Below are 16,160 nucleotides of genomic sequence, written 5' to 3' on the forward strand. Positions count from 1 at the left end.
TGACGCAAACCGCCTTACGCTGATGAGCGGACGCTTTGGAGAAGCCGTCCTCCGTCTTCTATCGAGGTCGCTGCTTGCTCTGCGCTGTCAGACCGCGGACGGGCCGCCGGGCCGTCCCGGGGAGGGCTACGGCCCGGCTGCTACCTCACCCGCTGCGGGGCACACGAGACGCGCCTATCGCTGGGTCAGATGCGCTTCTCGCATCCCCGAATCGTCTCGCCCTGGCACACGTCGCGCCCCTTTTGACCCCGCACGCTGTCGTTGCCAGGGCCGCCGATGAGGCGGTCATCGCCGTAGTTCCCGGTGATGTAGTCGTTGCCAGGGCCGCCGTCGATCGTGGCCTCGTAGTCGGAGCACCGAGGCGGGGTCAAAGAGTCTGCGAGATAACTCTTGAGCTTGTAGTCAACGTAGAGTCCGTCCCCGCCCTTCATTCCCTTGAGCGTCGTCCGGCACGCGGCGACCCTGATGAAGTCCGTGCGGTCGGTGCCGATGACGACGGCACGCTTCGCGGCCACGGCGAGGCCATTGAAGTCGCTGACGCGGATCGAGTCCGTGACGCCCGCCTTGGTGGCCGTCACCCGGGAACGGCTCAGGTCGGCGCGCACCCGGTCGTGGCTCTTGAGGTCGAGCAGCAGTGTGTTGCGCCCGATGTCGCCCTTGATCCGCGTCGCCTTTCCGCCCAGGCTGTTCGACTCGTAAAGGTCGTTGCCGCTGCCGAGCGCGATGTCGCGGTCATACGTCCTCGGCGTTGACCTTGATGTGTTCAATGCGGTCGGTTCCGCGGAACGTGAACCGTCCGTACTTGGCCGACGTAGTGAAACCGAGCCGGGCGAACCGGCCCGTCCAGGTGAGTTTCGTGTCGCCCCCCGTCACCGTGCCGCTGGCGTCCATGGTGACGTCGCCGTTGGCGGATCGAACGCTCAAGAGGCCGGTGCCGATGCTGTAGCCGACCGCAGACACCGCGCCCGGGGCGGTTTGGATGCCGCTCCACCTGACGTCGCCGCTGTCGCCGAGGTCGATGATGTCGGCGTTCGGCTGGCCAGGCATGCCGGAGATGACGAGGCCGGCGGTCCAGCTGAGGCGGATGACGTCAGCCTCGGTGTCGGTGCCGTCGACGGTGCCCGCGTGGATCGTGGATCCGCTGCGCTCGGAGGGGATGAACGTGTCGGCCCCCGCGCCGAGGATGACGACGACGAAAGTGGAGGTGCCGGTGACGGAGTCGTAGCTGCTGCGCTCGCCGGTCGCGCACACGAGGTCATCGCCGCCGAGCGCGTCGACTCGCGTCGCATCGTTCGTGACGATGACGTCCGCGTCCTCCGTTCCGGTGATCTGACCCCCGGGCGTCCCGACGATGGTTGCCGCCTGCCCCTGACATGTCTCGCCCGCTGCGGCGGCCGTGCCCACTGGCGCGAGCAGAGCAGCGCCCAGCAACGCGACGGCGCTCAGACTGATCGTCCCCATGATTCCCCTGATCGTTGACGAACCCGTATGACTACGCAACGGATCGAAAGGTTGTCACGACCCGCTGACGGAGACTGGGCCGCCCCGGGGGATGGGTCGACCCGCCCGACGAACACAAAGTCAGCCAGACTCAGTGAAGGCCCTGACGTCGTGAAACGCGGTTGCCGTAGGGGAGGTGGTGTGCACGCCTCACAGTCGGCAATGCGAAGGTGCGCCGACCAAGCATGAGCGGATGCACGTCGCGGCAGATCCGGGTGTCTCGGTCCACCTCATTCGTGCAGCTCGTCATCCTCACCGAGAGCGGGCCGACTCCGACGCGGCGGTTCAGGCAGTCGTGAGGTGCTGGTCGAGCCAGCCGGCCACCTGGCGCACGAGCGGCTCCGACGCCGTGAAGGCCGCGTGCCGCCAGAAGCCGTGGGTCTGGCCCAGGCAGCGGATGCCGACGACCTCGACGCCGGCCTCCGCGACCCGTCGGGCGAGCTCCTCACCCTCGTCGCGCAGCGGGTCGGCCTCCGCGGTGGCGACGAAGGTGGGCGGGAGCGTGTGCAGGTGCTCGGAGAGCAGCGGCGCGAGGTCGGGGTCGTCGTAGTCGGCCTCGGTGCGGGCGTACTGCTCCCAGTACCAGCGCGCCTCGGCCGGGTCGAAGCCCGACTCCTCCCCGTGCCGCCACGACGGGAAGGCCCCTCGCGGGTCGAGGAACGGGTAGACCAGCGCGACCGCGGCGAAGAAGCCGGGGTTGCGCAAGGCAGCGACGAGGGCGAGGTTGGCGCCTGCCGAGTCGCCGTGGGCGGCGTACGGCCCGGGCGGGCCCTCGCGACGGAGCCAGCCCACCACCGTGTCGAGGTCGTCGGGCGCGGCCGGGAACGGGTCCTCGGGCGGTCGGCGGTAGTCCACGTTCAGGACCGCCCGCCGACCACGGTTGGCCATCCGCCGGGCGATGCCGTCGTGGACGTCGATGTCGTTGAGCACGAAGCCCCCGCCGTGCGCGTGCACGACGAGCCCCGGCGCGGGGTCGGCCGGGACGTAGAGCCGGCAGCGCACCCCGTCGGCGTCGACGTCCTCGACCGACGCGACCTCCTCGCGCGGCAGGCGCAGGCTGGCGAGGCGGGCCTCCTCGCGGTGGGCAGCGAGGTCGAAGCCGGGAGCGCTGAGCGTGGGGCTGTCGTCGGCCTCGAGGGCCGCCCGCACCTCTGGGTACATCACGGTCGTCAGCGGGACATGAGGGCGTCGAGGGCGACCGCGACGGCGGCCGCGACCCGGAAGTCGACCCGCTGGTCGGGAACGGTGACGGTGTAGCGGTCACCGAGCGACATCTTGCGCTCGACCGAGAGGAGCGGAGCACCGCCGGCGTCGACGAAGTCGAAGTGGACCGGCATGAAGTCGAGGTCGGTGAAGCGACGCATCAGGCCGACGACCTGGCTGCGCTCCTGGCCGGTGCCGGCGTAGCCGGGGCCCTCGACGTGGAACGTCGAGCGGAGCAGCGATGCGCCGAAGTCCTTCCTGAAGTAGCCGATCTGCGCGCCGGACTCGTCGGTGACGTCGTACCCGGCGTTGAGGTCGAGCTTCTTGCGCGCCTTGAAGCCGAACACCGGGCGCGACTTGCCCGCGTCGGAGTAGAAGGTGACCTGCTCCTTGAACGCCATCCGCTTCTGCTCGGCCAGCGCCATCAGCCGGGTGGGGTTGCCGGACCCGTCGGTCTCCGACACCTCGTAGCGATTGATCATCATGGTGAGCTTCTGCTTCACCACGAAGTGGGGCAGGTACATCTCGGCCGCGCGGGCCGGCTCGTGCGGAGGGTCGCCGGGCGTCGTCATGCCGGCTCACCGGCCGCCCGCGCCAGCTCCTCCTCGACGACCGACGGGTCGAGCTTGGTGAAGACCGGCGTCGGCTTGTCGACCCTCGCGCCGACCACGACCGGTCGCGACTCCCACGCGGGCGTCGAGGTGTACTCGCCGGTGATGACGGCGTACGACGTGTGGCCGGCGCCGTTGTCGGGCTCGAGCTCGTCGACCTGCTCGATGCGCGGCATCGGCATGAGCTCACCCTCCCCGCCGAGCACCGCGTGGACCTTGTTGGCCGCGTGCGGGAGGAACGGCGAGAGCAGCGTGTTGCAATCGCTCACGCACTGCGCGGCCACGTGGAGGACGGTGGCGAGACGCTCGCGCTGCGACTCGTCCTTCATCTTGTAGGGCTCGGTGACGGTGAGGTACTTGTTCACCTCGCCCACCACGCGCATCGCCTCGGCGATCGCCGCCCGGAGCCGGTGCTTCCCGATCAGGTCGCCGACGCCCGTGAAGCCGTCGCGGACCGTCGCCAGCACCTGCTCGTCGACCTCCTCGAGCGGGCCGGCGGCCGGGATCTCCCCGAAGTTCTTGGCGATCATCGTGGCGGTGCGATTGACCAGGTTGCCCCAGCCGGCGACGAGCTCGGAGTTGTTGCGGGTGACGAAGTCGGCCCAGGTGAAGGCGGCGTCGGAGGTCTCCGGGCCGGCGGCGCAGATGTAGTAGCGCAGCGGGTCGGGGCCGTAGCGGGCGAGGAAGTCGCCGACATAGATGACGTTGCCGCGGCTGGTGGAGAACTGCGAGTCACCGAAGGTGAGGAACTCGCTGGAGACCACCTCGGTGGGCAGGTTGAGCGTGCCGTAGGGGCCGGGCTCGCCGCCCTTGTCGCCCTTGCCGTTGTAGGCCAGCAGCTCGGCGGGCCAGATCTGGGAGTGGAAGACGATGTTGTCCTTGCCCATGAAGTAGTAGGACTCCGCCTCGGCGTCGTTCCACCACTCGCGCCACTTCTCGGGCTCCCCCAGCCGGCGCGCCCACTCGATCGAGGCGGACAGGTAGCCGATCACGGCGTCGAACCACACGTAGAGCCGCTTGGTCGGCTGGTCCTCCCAGCCCGGGACCGGGATGCCCCAGTCGATGTCGCGGGTCATCGCGCGCGGCCGGATCTCCTTGAGGATGTTCTGGCTGAACTTGATGACGTTGGGGCGCCACAGGCCGGTGGCCTCGCGCTGGTCGAGCCACTCCCCCAGCGCCTCGGCGAGGGCGGGCAGGTCGAGGAACCAGTGCTGGGTGTCCTTGAACTCCGGCGTCTCGCCGTTGATCTTCGACCGCGGGTCGATCAGGTCGGTCGGGTCGAGCTGGTTGCCGCAGTTGTCGCACTGGTCCCCGCGCGCCTCCTTGTAGCCGCAGATGGGGCAGGTGCCCTCGATGTAGCGGTCGGGCAGGGTACGCCCGGTCGAGGGGCTGATCGCGGTCTTCGTGGTCTCCTCGACCATGTAGCCGTTGCGGCGGCACGTCTCGAACATCTCCTGCACCACGGCGTAGTGGTAGCCGGTGGTGGTGCGGGTGAAGAGGTCGTACGACAGGCCGAGTCCGCACAGGTCGTCGACGATCACCTGGTTGTACTTGTCGACCAGCTCGCGGGCGGGCAGCCCCTCGTTGTCGGCCAGCACGAGGATCGGCGTGCCGTGCTCGTCGGTGCCGCTGACCATCAGGACGTCGTGGCCCGCCATCCGCATGAACCGGCTGAAGACGTCGGAGGGCACGCCGAAACCGGCGACGTGGCCGATGTGGCGCGGGCCGTTGGTGTACGGCCAGGCGACGGCGGACAGGACACGAGTCATGGGCGCAAGCCTAGTGACCGGACGCCACCCGGATCTCCCGGGTCAGCTGAAGTCGAGGTCGCCCGTGCGGGAGCGCTTGAGCTCGTAGAAGTACGGGAACTTCGCGACGGCGACCGCGCCGTCCCACAGCTCGCCGGCCTCCTCGCCGCGCGGGATCTTGGACAGGACGGGGCCGAAGAACGCGGAGCCGTTGATGTGGATGGTCGGCGTGCCCACGTCGTCGCCGACGGCGTCCATGCCCTCGTGGTGGCTCGTGGCGACGGCCTCGTCGAGGGACTCGTCGTCCCAGGCCTCGATCAGGTCGGCAGGCAGGCCCACGTCGGCGAGGGACTTGGCCACGGTCTCGCGGTCGAGCTCCTCACCGTTGTTGTGGCGACGCGTGCCGATGGCGGTGTACCAGTCGCCGAGGGTGGCGTTGTCGTGCTCCTGGGCGATCTTGATCGCGACCCGCACCGGCTTCTCCTTGCCGGCCAGCATGTCGCGGTAGTCCTGCGGGATGTCCTTGTCCTTGTTGAGGTAGGCCAGCGACATCACGTGCCACTGCACCTCGATGTCGCGGACCTGCTCGACCTCGCGGATCCAGCGCGAGGTGATCCAGGCGAACGGGCAGAGGGGGTCGAACCAGAGGTCAGCGGTAGCCATGTCCACCACAATCGACCGGCCGGGCCACCTATTCCCCTCGCCCCCTCACCCGCTCCCACCGATGTGGGCGCCGCCACACGCCGGTGGCAGGATGCCCGCATGCCTGGAACCAACCTCACCCGGGACGAGGCCGCCACCCGCGCCGCCCTCCTGGACGTCACGGCGTACACCGTCGACCTGGACCTGACGTCAGCCACCCAGCCCGAGGAGACCACCTTCGTCTCCACCACCACGCTCGAGTTCACGTGCCGTGAGCCGGGCGCGGGCACGTTCGCCGACCTGGTCGCCCCCAGCGTCCGCGAGATCACCCTCAACGGTCGCAGCCTCGACCCCGCCACGGCGTACGCCGACAGCCGCATCGTGCTCGACGACCTCGAGGCGACCAACACGCTCGTCGTCACCGCCGACTGCGCCTACTCCAACACCGGCGAGGGCCTGCACCGCTTCGTCGACCCGGCCGACGACCGGGTCTACCTCTACAGCCAGTTCGAGGTGCCGGACGCCCGGCGCGTGTTCACCACCTTCGAGCAGCCCGACCTCAAGGCCGTCTTCACCTTCAACGTCACCGCGCCGTCACACTGGGTCGTGGTCTCGAACGCCGCCACCCCGGAGCCGACCGACGCCGGCGACGGTGCGTCGCTGTGGAGCTTCCCCACCACCAAGCGGATGTCGACCTACATCACCGCGATCGTGGCCGGTGAGTACCACGGCGAGCACGACACCTACGAGGGCAAGTTCGGCACCATCCCGCTCGGCCACTACTGCCGCCAGTCGCTCAAGGAGCACATGGACACGGCCGAGCTGGTCAAGCTCACCAAGCAGAGCTTCGAGTGGTTCGAGGAGCAGTTCGACTACCCCTACCCGTTCGGGAAGTACGACCAGCTCTACGTGCCCGAGTACAACGCCGGGGCGATGGAGAACGCCGGCTGCGTGACGCTGCGCGACGAGTACCTCCCCCGCAGCCGCCAGCCGCGCTCGTTCTTCGAGTTCCGCGCGTCGGTCATCACCCACGAGATGGCCCACATGTGGTTCGGCGACCTCGTCACCATGAAGTGGTGGGACGACCTGTGGCTCAACGAGTCGTTCGCCGAGTGGGCCTGCTACTGGTGCGAGGCCAACGCCACCGAGTTCACCGACGCGTGGACCGGCTTCGCCAACGCCCGCAAGCAGACGGGCTACCGCGCCGACCAGCTGCCCTCGACGCACCCGATCGCGGCCGACAACGTCGACCTGCACGCGGTCGAGGTCAACTTCGACATGATCACCTACGCCAAGGGCGCCTCGGTGCTCAAGCAGCTCGTCGCGTGGGTGGGCATCGAGCCGTTCCTCGAGGGCCTGCGCGAGTACTTCAAGGAGTGGGAGTACGGCAACCCGGAGTTCAAGGACCTGCTCGCCACGCTCGAGAAGTCGTCGGGCCGCGAGCTGCAGGGCTGGGCCCAGGAGTGGCTCCAGACCGCGGGCGTCAACACGCTCGCCCCGTCCTTCGAGGTCGACGCCGACGGCGCCTACACGGCGTTCGCGGTCAGCCAGACCGCCCACGAGGACTGGCCGACGCTGCGTCGCCACCGTCTCGGCATCGGCCTCTACGACGAGGTCGACGGCCGCCTGGTGCGCCGCGACTACGTCGAGATCGACGTGGAGGGTGCCAGCACCGAGGTGCCCGAGCTCGTCGGCGTGAAGCAGCCCGCGCTGCTGCTGCTCAACGACGAGGACCACGCCTACGCCAAGATCCGCCTCGACGAGCGGTCGCTGGCGACCGCCGTCGCGTCGCTGTCCACCTTCGAGGACTCGCTCCCGCGCGCCCTCGTCTGGGGTGCCGCGTGGGACATGACCCGTGACGGCGAGATGCGCACCCGCGACTGGGCCGACCTGGTGCTGGCCAACATCGGCCGGGAGACCGACGCGTGGGCGGTGACCCGGATCCCGGCGTCGACCGCGCTGGCGATCAACTTCTACTCCGACCCCGCGCACCGCCCCGAGCTCAAGGCGACGTGGGAGAAGGGGCTGCGCGAGCTGCTGCTCGCCGCCGAGCCCGGCAGCGACCACCAGCTCACCTTCGCCCGCTCCTACGCCGGCGCGGCCCAGAGCGACGCGGCGCTCGACGACCTCATCGGCCTCCTCGACGGCTCGTTCGAGGTCGACGGGCTGGCCGTCGACCAGGACATGCGCTGGGTGCTGATCACGGCGCTCGCCAAGCAGGGTCGCTTCGGCGACGCGGAGATCGACGCGGAGCTCGAGGTCGACAAGACCATCTCGGGCAAGGAGCAGGCCGCCGCGGCCCGCGCCGCGCAGCCGACCGCGGAGGCCAAGGCCGCCGCGTGGGACGCGCTCCTGGACCCGTCGACGCCCAACGAGACGTCGCGCGAGATCGCGTTCTCGATCTTCCGCTTCGGCCAGGAGGACGTGCTCGCGCCCTACCTCGAGAAGTTCCTCGCCGCGTCGGAGACGCTCGTCGACGAGCTGGGCTTCCACAAGGCCTCGACCATCCTCGAGTACGGCTTCCCCAAGCCCCTCGGCTCCGAGGCCACCCTCGGCCGGCTCGACGAGTGGCTCGCGGAGGGCTCGGCGCCCAAGCAGGCGAAGCGCTACGTCGGCGAGGCCCGCGCCGAGATCGCCCGCGCGCTGGCGGCCCAGCAGTACGACGCCCGCTGACGAGCAGGCGCCACCTGCCGCTCAGCGGTGGTCGAGCCGGCGCGTCCTGACCCTCGAGGCCAGGATGCGCCGGCTCGTCGTGGTCTCGGCACCGGATACGCCGGCCCGACGCGTCAGGCGTGGAGGGTGTTCTGCGGGCGCGCGTGCTCGGCGAGCATGGCGATGCCCCGCTGCAGCCCGACCAGCATGTTGCCGGCGGCGAACTCCGACGCCATCTCCAGCACGGCCAGCTCGACCTCGGCGTCGCTGAGGTGGCGGCGCACCTCTCCCCCGGTGACGACCTCGATGACGCGGCGGCGCGGGTCGACCAGCACCAGCACGCTCCGGGCCGGGACCACCAGGCGGTTGTGCAGCCGGGTGGCCCAGGCACGGGTGTCGTCGCCCTCGACGGGCCCGACGTAGACGGAGAACTCGAAGCGGCAGGTCTGCTCGGCGAGACGGATCGTCTTGTCGAGCGCGAGCCGGTCGGTCTCGCTCAGGGTGTCACCAGCGGCCACTTGCGCCACCCGCTCGGGAGTCGGTGCCGTCGGGTGCGGGGAGCTCGGCGACGCCCTGGCGGGGTCCACCGATCCACTGCACCTCACCCGCCGAGTGGTCGGGCAGCAGCTTCTCACCGCGGACCATGGCCGGCAGGTAGACGGCCACCGCGATCAGCACGAACAGCAGCAGGGGGAGGCCCAGGTAGAGCCCCAGCACGTGCAGCGGTTCGGTCTGGTAGGGCTGGGTCTGGTCGCCCCAGCCCTCCGGGACGTCGGCGTGGGCCGGCGCGGCGAGCAGGGCGAGGACGGCGCCGGTGGCGAGGGCCGAGGCACGGCCCGCCCGGCGGACGCGCGTGCTGCGGGACGGACGGGAGGCGCTGACGTGCGTGGTCACGGGCAACAGGGTATCGCCCATACTGGCCGGCATGCCTCACCCCCTCACCACCCCGATCATCGCCATGACCGAGGTCTCCGGGAGCGAGACCAACCCCTGCGACACCAGCGAGAACCTCTGCAACCTGACCTGGGACCAGACCGGCGACGCCACCTTGTCGACGGCCGTCGACTGGGTCGTCGGCAAGCCGTCCGCCCTGCTGGGACTGGTCCTGATCGGACTCGTGGTCCGGTGGCTGCTCCACCGGCTCATCGACCGCATCGTCCGCAAGGCCGAGAACGGGATGCTGCCCAACCGGGTCAGCCGCGCCATCTCGGGCGGGCGGATGGGAGCGGCCCTCAACCTGCGCGACGACCCCGGCTACACGCGACGGGTGCAGCGCGCGGCGACGATGGGCTCCCTGCTCAAGAGCATCGTCACCGGTGTCGTGCTGACGGTCGTCACGCTGATGTTCATCGCCGAGCTCGGCTACGACATCGCGCCCCTCATCGCCAGCGCCGGCATCATCGGCGTCGCGATCGGCTTCGGCTCGCAGGCGCTCGTGAAGGACTTCCTCTCCGGCATCTTCATGATCTTCGAGGACCAGTACGGCGTGGGCGACGTCGTCGACCTCGGTGAGGCGTCCGGCACCGTCGAGGCCGTCAGCCTGCGCGTCACCCGGCTGCGCGACGTCAACGGCACCGTCTGGTACGTCCGCAACGGCGAGATCCTCCGCGTGGGGAACATGAGCCAGAACTGGGCGCGCACCGTGCTCGACGTGACGGTCGGCTACGCCGAGGACCTGGTGAAGGTGCGACGCGTGCTCGAGGAGGTGGCCCACGACCTGTGGGAGGACGAGGACTTCAAGGGCCTCGTCATCGAGGAGCCCGAGGTCTGGGGCGTGGAGTCGCTGGGGGTCGACGGCATCGTGGTGCGCGTGACGCTGAAGACCGCTCCCCTGGAGCAGTGGGGCGTGGCGCGGGCGATGCGCGAGCGGGTCAAGGCGCGCTTCCAGCACGAGGGCATCGAGCTCGCGGTCGCGCAGCGCGTGATGTGGCAGGAGAGCGCCCCATCGGCGGCCTCCGCGGATCCTTCCGACGACGCCTGACCCCGGTCGGGGACGAGTCGGCACCGCACGGGACAATCGGGACGTGACCACCACCTTCTACGAGGACATCGGCGGCGAGGCGACGATCCGCACGATCGTGCACCGCTTCTACGCCGGCGTGGCCGGCGACGAGCTGCTGCGCCCGATGTACCCCGAGGAGGACCTCGGTCCCGCCGAGGAGCGGTTCACGCTGTTCCTCATGCAGTACTGGGGCGGCCCGACGACGTACGGCGATACGCGGGGGCACCCGCGGCTGCGGATGCGTCACGCCCCGTTCCGCGTCACCCCCGACGCCGCCCAGCGGTGGCTGGTGCACTTCCGGGCCGGGCTCGACGAGGCCGACCTCACCGAGGAGCAGGACGCCAGGTTCTGGGACTACGTGACCCACGCGGCCCAGTTCATGGTCAACTCGATGGAGTGACCACGCCGGCGATGTCGCGGAACTCCTCGGGCACGGGCGCGGGCCGCCCGGTGGCGCTGTCGATGCACACGCCGACCACCCTCGCCCGGGCGAGCACCTCGTCGCCGTCACGGACCACGGACTCGAAGACGACCGACGTGCTGCCGATGTGCGAGACCCAGGTGGAGCAGTCGTACGGCTCGGGGCGGAAGAGGATCGGGCGCCGGTAGTCGACGTCGGTCTGCGCGACGACGAGGTGGTGGCCCTGGCCGAGCTCGCGACCGCTGGCGACCATCAGCTGGATGCGCGCCTCCTGGAAGTACTCGAAGTACTTCACGTTGTTCACGTGCCCGTAGACGTCCACGTCGCTGAAGCGCACGTGGACCGGGTAGTGACCGCCCGGCACGTCGACGACCTCGGGTGCGGCCGGCGGCCGCACCGGCTCGTCGGGCTCGAGGAGCCGGCCGAGCGACTCGCGCTCCTCGGCGTGGAGGCGGCGAGGCCGCTCGGTGGCGAAGACGTAGGGGGTGAGCACCGTGCGCGCCCGGAGGAACACGGTGCGCTCACCCGACTCGTCCTCCTCGAAGACCTCGTAGGCCATCGTGAAGCTGGCGGCGCGGATCTCGGTGACCCAGCACTCGATCGACACCGGCTCGAACCCGAAGGTCAGCGAGGAGACATAGGTGACCTCGTGCCGCACCACGACGACGCCCTCGGCGAGGTCCTCGGCACGGCTGTCGGGGGCGTGGGTGCGGAACATGTCCACCCGCGCCTCCTGGAGGTAGTCGACGTAGGTGACGTTGTTGACGTGGCCGAGCAGGTCGAGGTCGGCCCACCGGAGGGGGCAGCGGTACAAGTGGCGCACGCCCCGATCGTCGCAGAAGCGGTCGATCGGGGCGTGGCGGCGTCCGTCACCGGCCCACGGGGACGGTGGTCAGGCGGCGAAGTGCAGGCGGCCGTAGTAGGTGGGGATGGACTCGCGGCGGGCGACACGGTCGTGGCGGGTCTCGCGGAGCGTGGCGGGGAGGACGACCGCAGCCAGGGCGACGGCGGTCAGGGCGGCGATGCCGACGAGGACCATGAGGGCGATGGCGGCGGCGGGGTCGATGAGCTGCATGATCGGTTCCTTTCTACAGGTGTAGAACTTCTACGTATGTAGAAGAATACGCCGCGCTCGGGAGATCGCAAGTCGGGCCGGTAGTGTTCTGCGTCACCGCCGTACAGCGATCCGGGCGGCGCCCGAGGAGGAGTCCGTGAGCCCAGCACGCGAGGAGCTGTCGCCGCGCCGCCGGCAGATCCTGGCGGCGGCGACGACCGTGCTGGCGCAGCAGGGCAACCGCGGGCTCACCCACCGTGCTGTCGACCGCGAGGCCGGACTGTCCGAGGGCAGCTCGTCGGCGTACTTCCGCACCCGCGACGCGCTGCTCCGCGCCCTCGGCGACGTGGTCGCGGACCGGCTGGCCGCGGACGTGGCCGCGCTGGGCACGCGCCTGGCGTCGTGTCCCGGCGACCACGAGCGCGCCGTGGCGGAGGTGTCCCGGCTGTTCTCGCGCTGGCTCGGCGAGCCGGACCTGCTGGCCGCCCGGCTCGAGCTGACGGTGGCCGCGACCCGCGACGCGGCCCTCGCCGAGCGCTTCACCCAGTGGCGTGACGACCTCGTCCGCACCGTGCGCGGGGTGCTGGAGGCGGCGGACCAGGACGGCGGCGACTCGGCCGAGACCCTCGTCGCGGCGCTCGACGGCGTCCTGCTCGCCTCGCTCCTGCTGCCCCCGCGGCGTCGGCGCGCCTTCGTCAGCGCGAGCGTCGAGCAGCTGCTCTCCGGGCTCGGCCCCAACCCTGCGCAGACCTGACCGGGCGGCCGGACTAGGGTGCGCGGAGACCGTGCAACCGCCCAGTGACCCGGAGTTCCCCATGCCCGAGGCAGTGATCGTTTCCGCAGCGCGCACCCCCATCGGGCGCGCCAACAAGGGCTCGCTCAAGGACGTCCGTCCAGACGACCTGACCGTCCTCGCCGTGCAGGCCGCGCTGGACAAGATCCCCGACCTCGACCCCACCACGATCGAGGACCTGCTCCTCGGCTGCGGCCTGCCCGGGGGCGAGTCCGGCAACAACATGGCGCGGGTCGTCACCACCCTGCTCGGCCTCGAGGTCCCCGGCGCGACCATCACCCGCTACTGCTCCTCGTCGGTGCAGACGACCCGGATGGCGTTCCACGCGATCAAGGCGGGCGAGGGCGACATCTTCGTCTCGGCGGGCGTCGAGACCGTGTCCCGCTTCGCCAAGGGCACGTCCGACCACATCCCCGACACCCGCAACCCGCTCTTCGCCGAGGCGGGAGCCCGCACCGACGAGATGGCCCAGGGCGGCCAGGACTGGCACGACCCGCGCGAGGACGGCCGACTCCCCGACATCTACATCGCGATGGGCCAGACCGCCGAGAACGTCGCCCGGCTGCGCGGGCTGGACCGCAAGGAGCTCGACGAGTTCGCCGTCCGCTCGCAGAACCTCGCCGAGAAGGCGATCGCCGACGGCTTCTGGGAGCGCGAGATCACCCCGGTGACCACGCCCGACGGCACGGTCGTGACGAAGGACGACGGCCCCCGCGCCGGGGTGACGTACGACGCCATCGCGGGCCTCGACCCGGTCTTCCGTCCCGACGGCGTCGTCACCGCCGGCAACTGCTGCGCGCTCAACGACGGTGCCGCGGCGGTCGTGGTCATGTCCGACACCAAGGCGGCCGAGCTCGGCCTGACCCCGCTGGCGCGGATCGTGTCCACCGGCGTCTCCGCCCTCTCCCCCGAGATCATGGGCCTCGGCCCCGTCGAGGCCACCAAGAAGGCGCTGGCGCACGCCGGCATGAGCATCGGCGACATCGACCTGGTGGAGATCAACGAGGCCTTCGCCGCCCAGGTGGTCCCGTCCTACCAGGACCTCGGCATCGACCTCGACCGGCTCAACGTCAACGGCGGCGCGATCGCCGTCGGGCACCCCTTCGGCATGACCGGCGCCCGGCTGCAGAACACGATGCTCAACAGCCTCGACTGGCACGACAAGTCGACCGGTCTCATCACGATGTGCGTCGGCGGCGGCCAGGGCATGGCGATGATCCTCGAGCGGCTCTCCTGACGCGTTCGCGGCTCCGGCAGCACTACGCTTGCCCCATGACGGGGACGGCGGAGCCGCGATGGCTCGACGACGACCAGCAGCACTCCTGGCGCGCCCTGATGATGGGGTTCACCCTGCTCGAGGAGCGCCTCGACGACGACCTGCGGCGTGAGTTCAACATGTCCCTGACCGAGTACGAGGTCCTGGTCCGCCTGTCCGAGCGCCCGGGCCGGGCGATGCGGATGGCGCAGCTCGCCGACGCGATGGCGCACTCGCGCAGCCGGGTGACCCACACCGTCGCCCGGATGGAGGCGGTCGGCTATGTCACCCGCGGCACGACGCCCGAGGACGGGCGCGGCGTCGTGGCGACCATGACCGACCAGGGCTACGACCTGCTCGTGCGAGCGGCGCCGTGCCACGTGGAGAGCGTGCGGCGCAACATCGTCGACCTCGTCCCGGCCGAGGACTTCGCCGCCGTCGGCCGGGTCTTCGACCGGGTGGCCGACCACCTCGTCAACCGGCACCCGGAGTCGGAGATCCGCCAGTCCTGAGCGCGCGCCGGGTCTCGATGCCGGCCCGGCCGAGTCCAGCCGGCCGCTGGTTCCCGCGGCCGGCTGCGCGTCACCTCAGTCGCGGGTGAGGCGCCGGTGGGTGACCCGGTGCGGGCGGGCGGCGTCGATGCCGAGCCGCTCGATCTTGTTCTCCTCGTAGGCGGCGAAGTTGCCCTCGAACCAGAACCACTTGGCGGGGTCGTCCTCGTCGCCCTCCCACGCCAGGATGTGGGTCGCCACGCGGTCGAGGAACCACCGGTCGTGGGAGGTGACCACGGCACAGCCGGGGAAGTCGAGCAGCGCGTCCTCGAGCGACGACAGGGTCTCCACGTCGAGGTCGTTGGTGGGCTCGTCGAGGAGCAGCAGGTTGCCGCCCATCTTCAGGGTCAGGGCGAGGTTGAGGCGGTTGCGCTCACCACCGGAGAGCACGCCGGCCTTCTTCTGCTGGTCCGGGCCCTTGAAGCCGAACGACGCGACGTAGGCGCGGCTGTTCATCTCGAAGTTGGCGACCTTGATGAAGTCGAGGCCGTCGGAGACGACCTCCCAGACGTTCTTCTGCGGGTCGATGCCCCCGCGGCTCTGGTCGACGTAGGACAGCTTGACGGTCTGGCCGACGGTGAGGCTGCCCTCGTCCGGCTCCTCCGAGCCGGTGATCATCCGGAACAGCGTGGTCTTGCCGACACCATTGGGACCGATGACGCCGACGATGCCGGCGCGCGGCAGCTTGAAGGACAGGTCGTGCATGAGGGTGCGGCCCTCGAAGCCCTTCCCGAGCTTCTCCGCCTCGAGCACGATGTCACCGAGGCGCGGACCCGCGGGGATGTTGATCTCGGAGGTGTCGATCTTGCGCATGCGGTCGGCCTCCGCCGCCATCTCCTCGTAGCGCGCGAGACGGGACTTGCTCTTCGCCTGGCGGGCCTTGGGGTTGGAGCGGACCCACTCCAGCTCCTTCTCCAGCATCTTGGCGCGCTTGGCGTCCTTCTGCCCCTCGACCTTGAGGCGGTCCTTCTTGGTCTCGAGGTAGGTGGAGTAGTTGCCCTCGTAGGGGTGCGCCTTGCCGCGGTCGAGCTCCAGGATCCACTGGGCGACGTTGTCGAGGAAGTAGCGGTCGTGGGTCACGGCCAGGACGGCGCCGGGGTAGGACGCCAGGTGGCCCTCGAGCCACTGGACGGACTCGGCGTCGAGGTGGTTGGTGGGCTCGTCGAGGAGCAGCAGGTCGGGCTGCTGAAGCAGCAGCTTGCACAGGGCCACGCGGCGGCGCTCGCCACCGGAGAGGTTGTCGACCAGCACGTCCGGCGGCGGGCAGCGCAGCGCGTCCATGGCCTGGTCGAGCCGGCTGTCGAGGTCCCACGCGCCCGCGTTGTCGAGCTCGGTCTGGAGGTCGCCCGTCTCCTGCATGAGCGCGTCCTGGTCGGCGTCGGGGTCGCCCATCTCCATGTAGGCGTCCTCGAGGCGCTTCATCTTGGCCTTGAGGTCGCCGACGGCCTCCTCGACGTTCTCCAGGACGGTCTTGCCCTCGGTCAGCGGCGGCTCCTGCTGGAGCATGCCGACCGTGGCGTCGGGGTCGAGGATCGCGTCGCCGTTGTTGGCGTGGTCGAGCTGCGCCATGATCTTGAGGAGCGAGGACTTGCCCGTGCCGTTGGGTCCGACGACGCCGATCTTGGCGCCGTGGAGGAACGAGAGGGTGACGTTGTCGAGGACGACCTTGTCACCGTGGGCCTTGCGCACGTTGCGCAGTGTGAAGACGTACTCAGCCATGCGGGCGAG

Annotated in this window: 17 protein-coding genes; 6 read left to right on the forward strand and 11 right to left on the reverse strand. The window is 70.3% G+C overall.

Annotated elements, in window-relative coordinates; translation table 11 throughout:
* Nucleotides 1–185: 185 nt before the first annotated feature.
* From NYO98_RS16385 to NYO98_RS16410, 6 genes are all read right to left on the reverse strand, one after another.
* The gene (locus NYO98_RS16385; RefSeq protein ID WP_268112799.1) at nucleotides 186–767 is read right to left on the reverse strand and encodes a hypothetical protein; all 582 of its coding nucleotides are present in this window, start codon (nucleotides 765–767) and stop codon (nucleotides 186–188) included.
* Nucleotides 733–1,461, reverse strand: coding sequence for a hypothetical protein (locus NYO98_RS16390; protein ID WP_268112800.1), 729 nt, complete (start codon nucleotides 1,459–1,461; stop codon nucleotides 733–735). Before NYO98_RS16390 ends, NYO98_RS16385 begins: the two co-directional genes overlap by 35 nt.
* A 324-nt stretch (nucleotides 1,462–1,785) precedes the next feature.
* Nucleotides 1,786–2,661 carry an alpha/beta hydrolase gene (locus tag NYO98_RS16395; protein ID WP_268112902.1) on the reverse strand — a complete coding sequence of 292 codons (876 nt, stop codon included), beginning with the start codon at nucleotides 2,659–2,661 and terminating at the stop codon, nucleotides 1,786–1,788.
* An 8-nt stretch (nucleotides 2,662–2,669) separates the two neighbouring features.
* Nucleotides 2,670–3,275, reverse strand: coding sequence for an LURP-one-related/scramblase family protein (locus NYO98_RS16400; protein WP_268112801.1), 606 nt, complete (start codon nucleotides 3,273–3,275; stop codon nucleotides 2,670–2,672).
* On the reverse strand, nucleotides 3,272–5,083 hold the full coding sequence (gene metG, locus NYO98_RS16405; RefSeq protein ID WP_268112802.1) for a methionine--tRNA ligase: 1,812 nt from the start codon (nucleotides 5,081–5,083) through the stop codon (nucleotides 3,272–3,274). Before metG ends, NYO98_RS16400 begins: the two co-directional genes overlap by 4 nt.
* 42 nt (nucleotides 5,084–5,125) lie before the next feature.
* A complete protein-coding gene (locus tag NYO98_RS16410; protein WP_268112803.1) occupies nucleotides 5,126–5,725 on the reverse strand; it encodes a mycothiol-dependent nitroreductase Rv2466c family protein in 600 nt (199 codons plus the stop codon).
* Between the two features lie 99 nt (nucleotides 5,726–5,824).
* Between NYO98_RS16410 and pepN the strand changes: the two genes are divergently transcribed.
* Nucleotides 5,825–8,377, forward strand: coding sequence for an aminopeptidase N (gene pepN / locus NYO98_RS16415; RefSeq protein ID WP_268112804.1), 2,553 nt, complete (start codon nucleotides 5,825–5,827; stop codon nucleotides 8,375–8,377).
* Nucleotides 8,378–8,490: 113 nt separating this feature from the next.
* On the opposite strand, the gene NYO98_RS16420 is transcribed toward pepN, so the two are convergent.
* Nucleotides 8,491–8,874 (reverse strand): DUF5130 family protein, encoded by a 384-nt coding sequence (locus tag NYO98_RS16420; RefSeq protein WP_268112805.1) that lies wholly within the window; start codon nucleotides 8,872–8,874, stop codon nucleotides 8,491–8,493.
* Entirely contained in the window at nucleotides 8,861–9,250 is a 390-nt protein-coding gene (locus NYO98_RS16425) for a hypothetical protein (RefSeq protein WP_268112806.1), read from the reverse strand. Before NYO98_RS16425 ends, NYO98_RS16420 begins: the two co-directional genes overlap by 14 nt.
* Nucleotides 9,251–9,281: 31 nt before the next feature.
* On the opposite strand from NYO98_RS16425, the gene NYO98_RS16430 reads away from it, so the two are divergent.
* Both NYO98_RS16430 and NYO98_RS16435 read left to right on the forward strand, forming a co-directional pair.
* A complete protein-coding gene (locus tag NYO98_RS16430) occupies nucleotides 9,282–10,337 on the forward strand; it encodes a mechanosensitive ion channel family protein (protein ID WP_268112807.1) in 1,056 nt (351 codons plus the stop codon).
* A gap of 43 nt (nucleotides 10,338–10,380) precedes the next feature.
* Nucleotides 10,381–10,758, forward strand: coding sequence for a globin (locus tag NYO98_RS16435; protein WP_268112808.1), 378 nt, complete (start codon nucleotides 10,381–10,383; stop codon nucleotides 10,756–10,758).
* Here the strand turns inward: NYO98_RS16435 and NYO98_RS16440 are convergent.
* Both NYO98_RS16440 and NYO98_RS16445 read right to left on the reverse strand, forming a co-directional pair.
* Nucleotides 10,742–11,602: an acyl-CoA thioesterase gene (locus NYO98_RS16440; protein ID WP_268112809.1), complete on the reverse strand. Its 861-nt coding sequence runs from the start codon at nucleotides 11,600–11,602 to the stop codon at nucleotides 10,742–10,744. The two genes, NYO98_RS16435 and NYO98_RS16440, sit on opposite strands and share 17 nt — an antisense overlap.
* Nucleotides 11,603–11,671: 69 nt before the next feature.
* Nucleotides 11,672–11,854: a hypothetical protein gene (locus NYO98_RS16445; protein ID WP_268112810.1), complete on the reverse strand. Its 183-nt coding sequence runs from the start codon at nucleotides 11,852–11,854 to the stop codon at nucleotides 11,672–11,674.
* Nucleotides 11,855–11,990: 136 nt separating this feature from the next.
* Here NYO98_RS16445 and NYO98_RS16450 point away from each other — a divergent pair, with 136 nt between their 5' ends.
* From NYO98_RS16450 to NYO98_RS16460, 3 genes are all read left to right on the forward strand, one after another.
* On the forward strand, nucleotides 11,991–12,587 hold the full coding sequence (locus NYO98_RS16450; protein ID WP_268112811.1) for a TetR/AcrR family transcriptional regulator: 597 nt from the start codon (nucleotides 11,991–11,993) through the stop codon (nucleotides 12,585–12,587).
* 61 nt (nucleotides 12,588–12,648) lie between these two features.
* Complete coding sequence (locus NYO98_RS16455) at nucleotides 12,649–13,863, forward strand: acetyl-CoA C-acetyltransferase (RefSeq protein ID WP_268112812.1); 1,215 nt, start codon at nucleotides 12,649–12,651, stop codon at nucleotides 13,861–13,863.
* A 35-nt stretch (nucleotides 13,864–13,898) separates the two neighbouring features.
* Nucleotides 13,899–14,393, forward strand: coding sequence for a MarR family winged helix-turn-helix transcriptional regulator (locus tag NYO98_RS16460; protein WP_268112813.1), 495 nt, complete (start codon nucleotides 13,899–13,901; stop codon nucleotides 14,391–14,393).
* Nucleotides 14,394–14,468: 75 nt separating this feature from the next.
* Here NYO98_RS16460 and ettA read toward each other — a convergent pair whose 3' ends face one another.
* Entirely contained in the window at nucleotides 14,469–16,151 is a 1,683-nt protein-coding gene (gene ettA / locus NYO98_RS16465) for an energy-dependent translational throttle protein EttA (protein WP_268112814.1), read from the reverse strand.
* Between the last annotated feature and the right edge of the window lie 9 nt (nucleotides 16,152–16,160).

The organism is Nocardioides pini (assembly GCF_026712185.1).
In the GTDB taxonomy this organism is placed as follows: Bacteria; Actinomycetota; Actinomycetes; order Propionibacteriales; family Nocardioidaceae; genus Nocardioides; species Nocardioides pini.

Bases quoted from the DNA above. Each gene is read 5' to 3' on its own strand.
- NYO98_RS16390 (WP_268112800.1), bottom strand. From the start codon at position 1,461: ATGGGGACGATCAGTCTGAGCGCCGTCGCGTTGCTGGGCGCTGCTCTG.
- NYO98_RS16395 (WP_268112902.1), bottom strand. From the start codon at position 2,661: ATGTACCCAGAGGTGCGGGCGGCCCTCGAGGCCGACGACAGCCCCACG.
- NYO98_RS16400 (WP_268112801.1), bottom strand. From the start codon at position 3,275: ATGACGACGCCCGGCGACCCTCCGCACGAGCCGGCCCGCGCGGCCGAG.
- metG (WP_268112802.1), bottom strand. From the start codon at position 5,083: ATGACTCGTGTCCTGTCCGCCGTCGCCTGGCCGTACACCAACGGCCCG.
- NYO98_RS16410 (WP_268112803.1), bottom strand. From the start codon at position 5,725: ATGGCTACCGCTGACCTCTGGTTCGACCCCCTCTGCCCGTTCGCCTGG.
- pepN (WP_268112804.1), top strand. From the start codon at position 5,825: ATGCCTGGAACCAACCTCACCCGGGACGAGGCCGCCACCCGCGCCGCC.
- NYO98_RS16430 (WP_268112807.1), top strand. From the start codon at position 9,282: ATGCCTCACCCCCTCACCACCCCGATCATCGCCATGACCGAGGTCTCC.
- NYO98_RS16445 (WP_268112810.1), bottom strand. From the start codon at position 11,854: ATGCAGCTCATCGACCCCGCCGCCGCCATCGCCCTCATGGTCCTCGTC.
- NYO98_RS16455 (WP_268112812.1), top strand. From the start codon at position 12,649: ATGCCCGAGGCAGTGATCGTTTCCGCAGCGCGCACCCCCATCGGGCGC.
- NYO98_RS16460 (WP_268112813.1), top strand. From the start codon at position 13,899: ATGACGGGGACGGCGGAGCCGCGATGGCTCGACGACGACCAGCAGCAC.
- ettA (WP_268112814.1), bottom strand. From the start codon at position 16,151: ATGGCTGAGTACGTCTTCACACTGCGCAACGTGCGCAAGGCCCACGGT.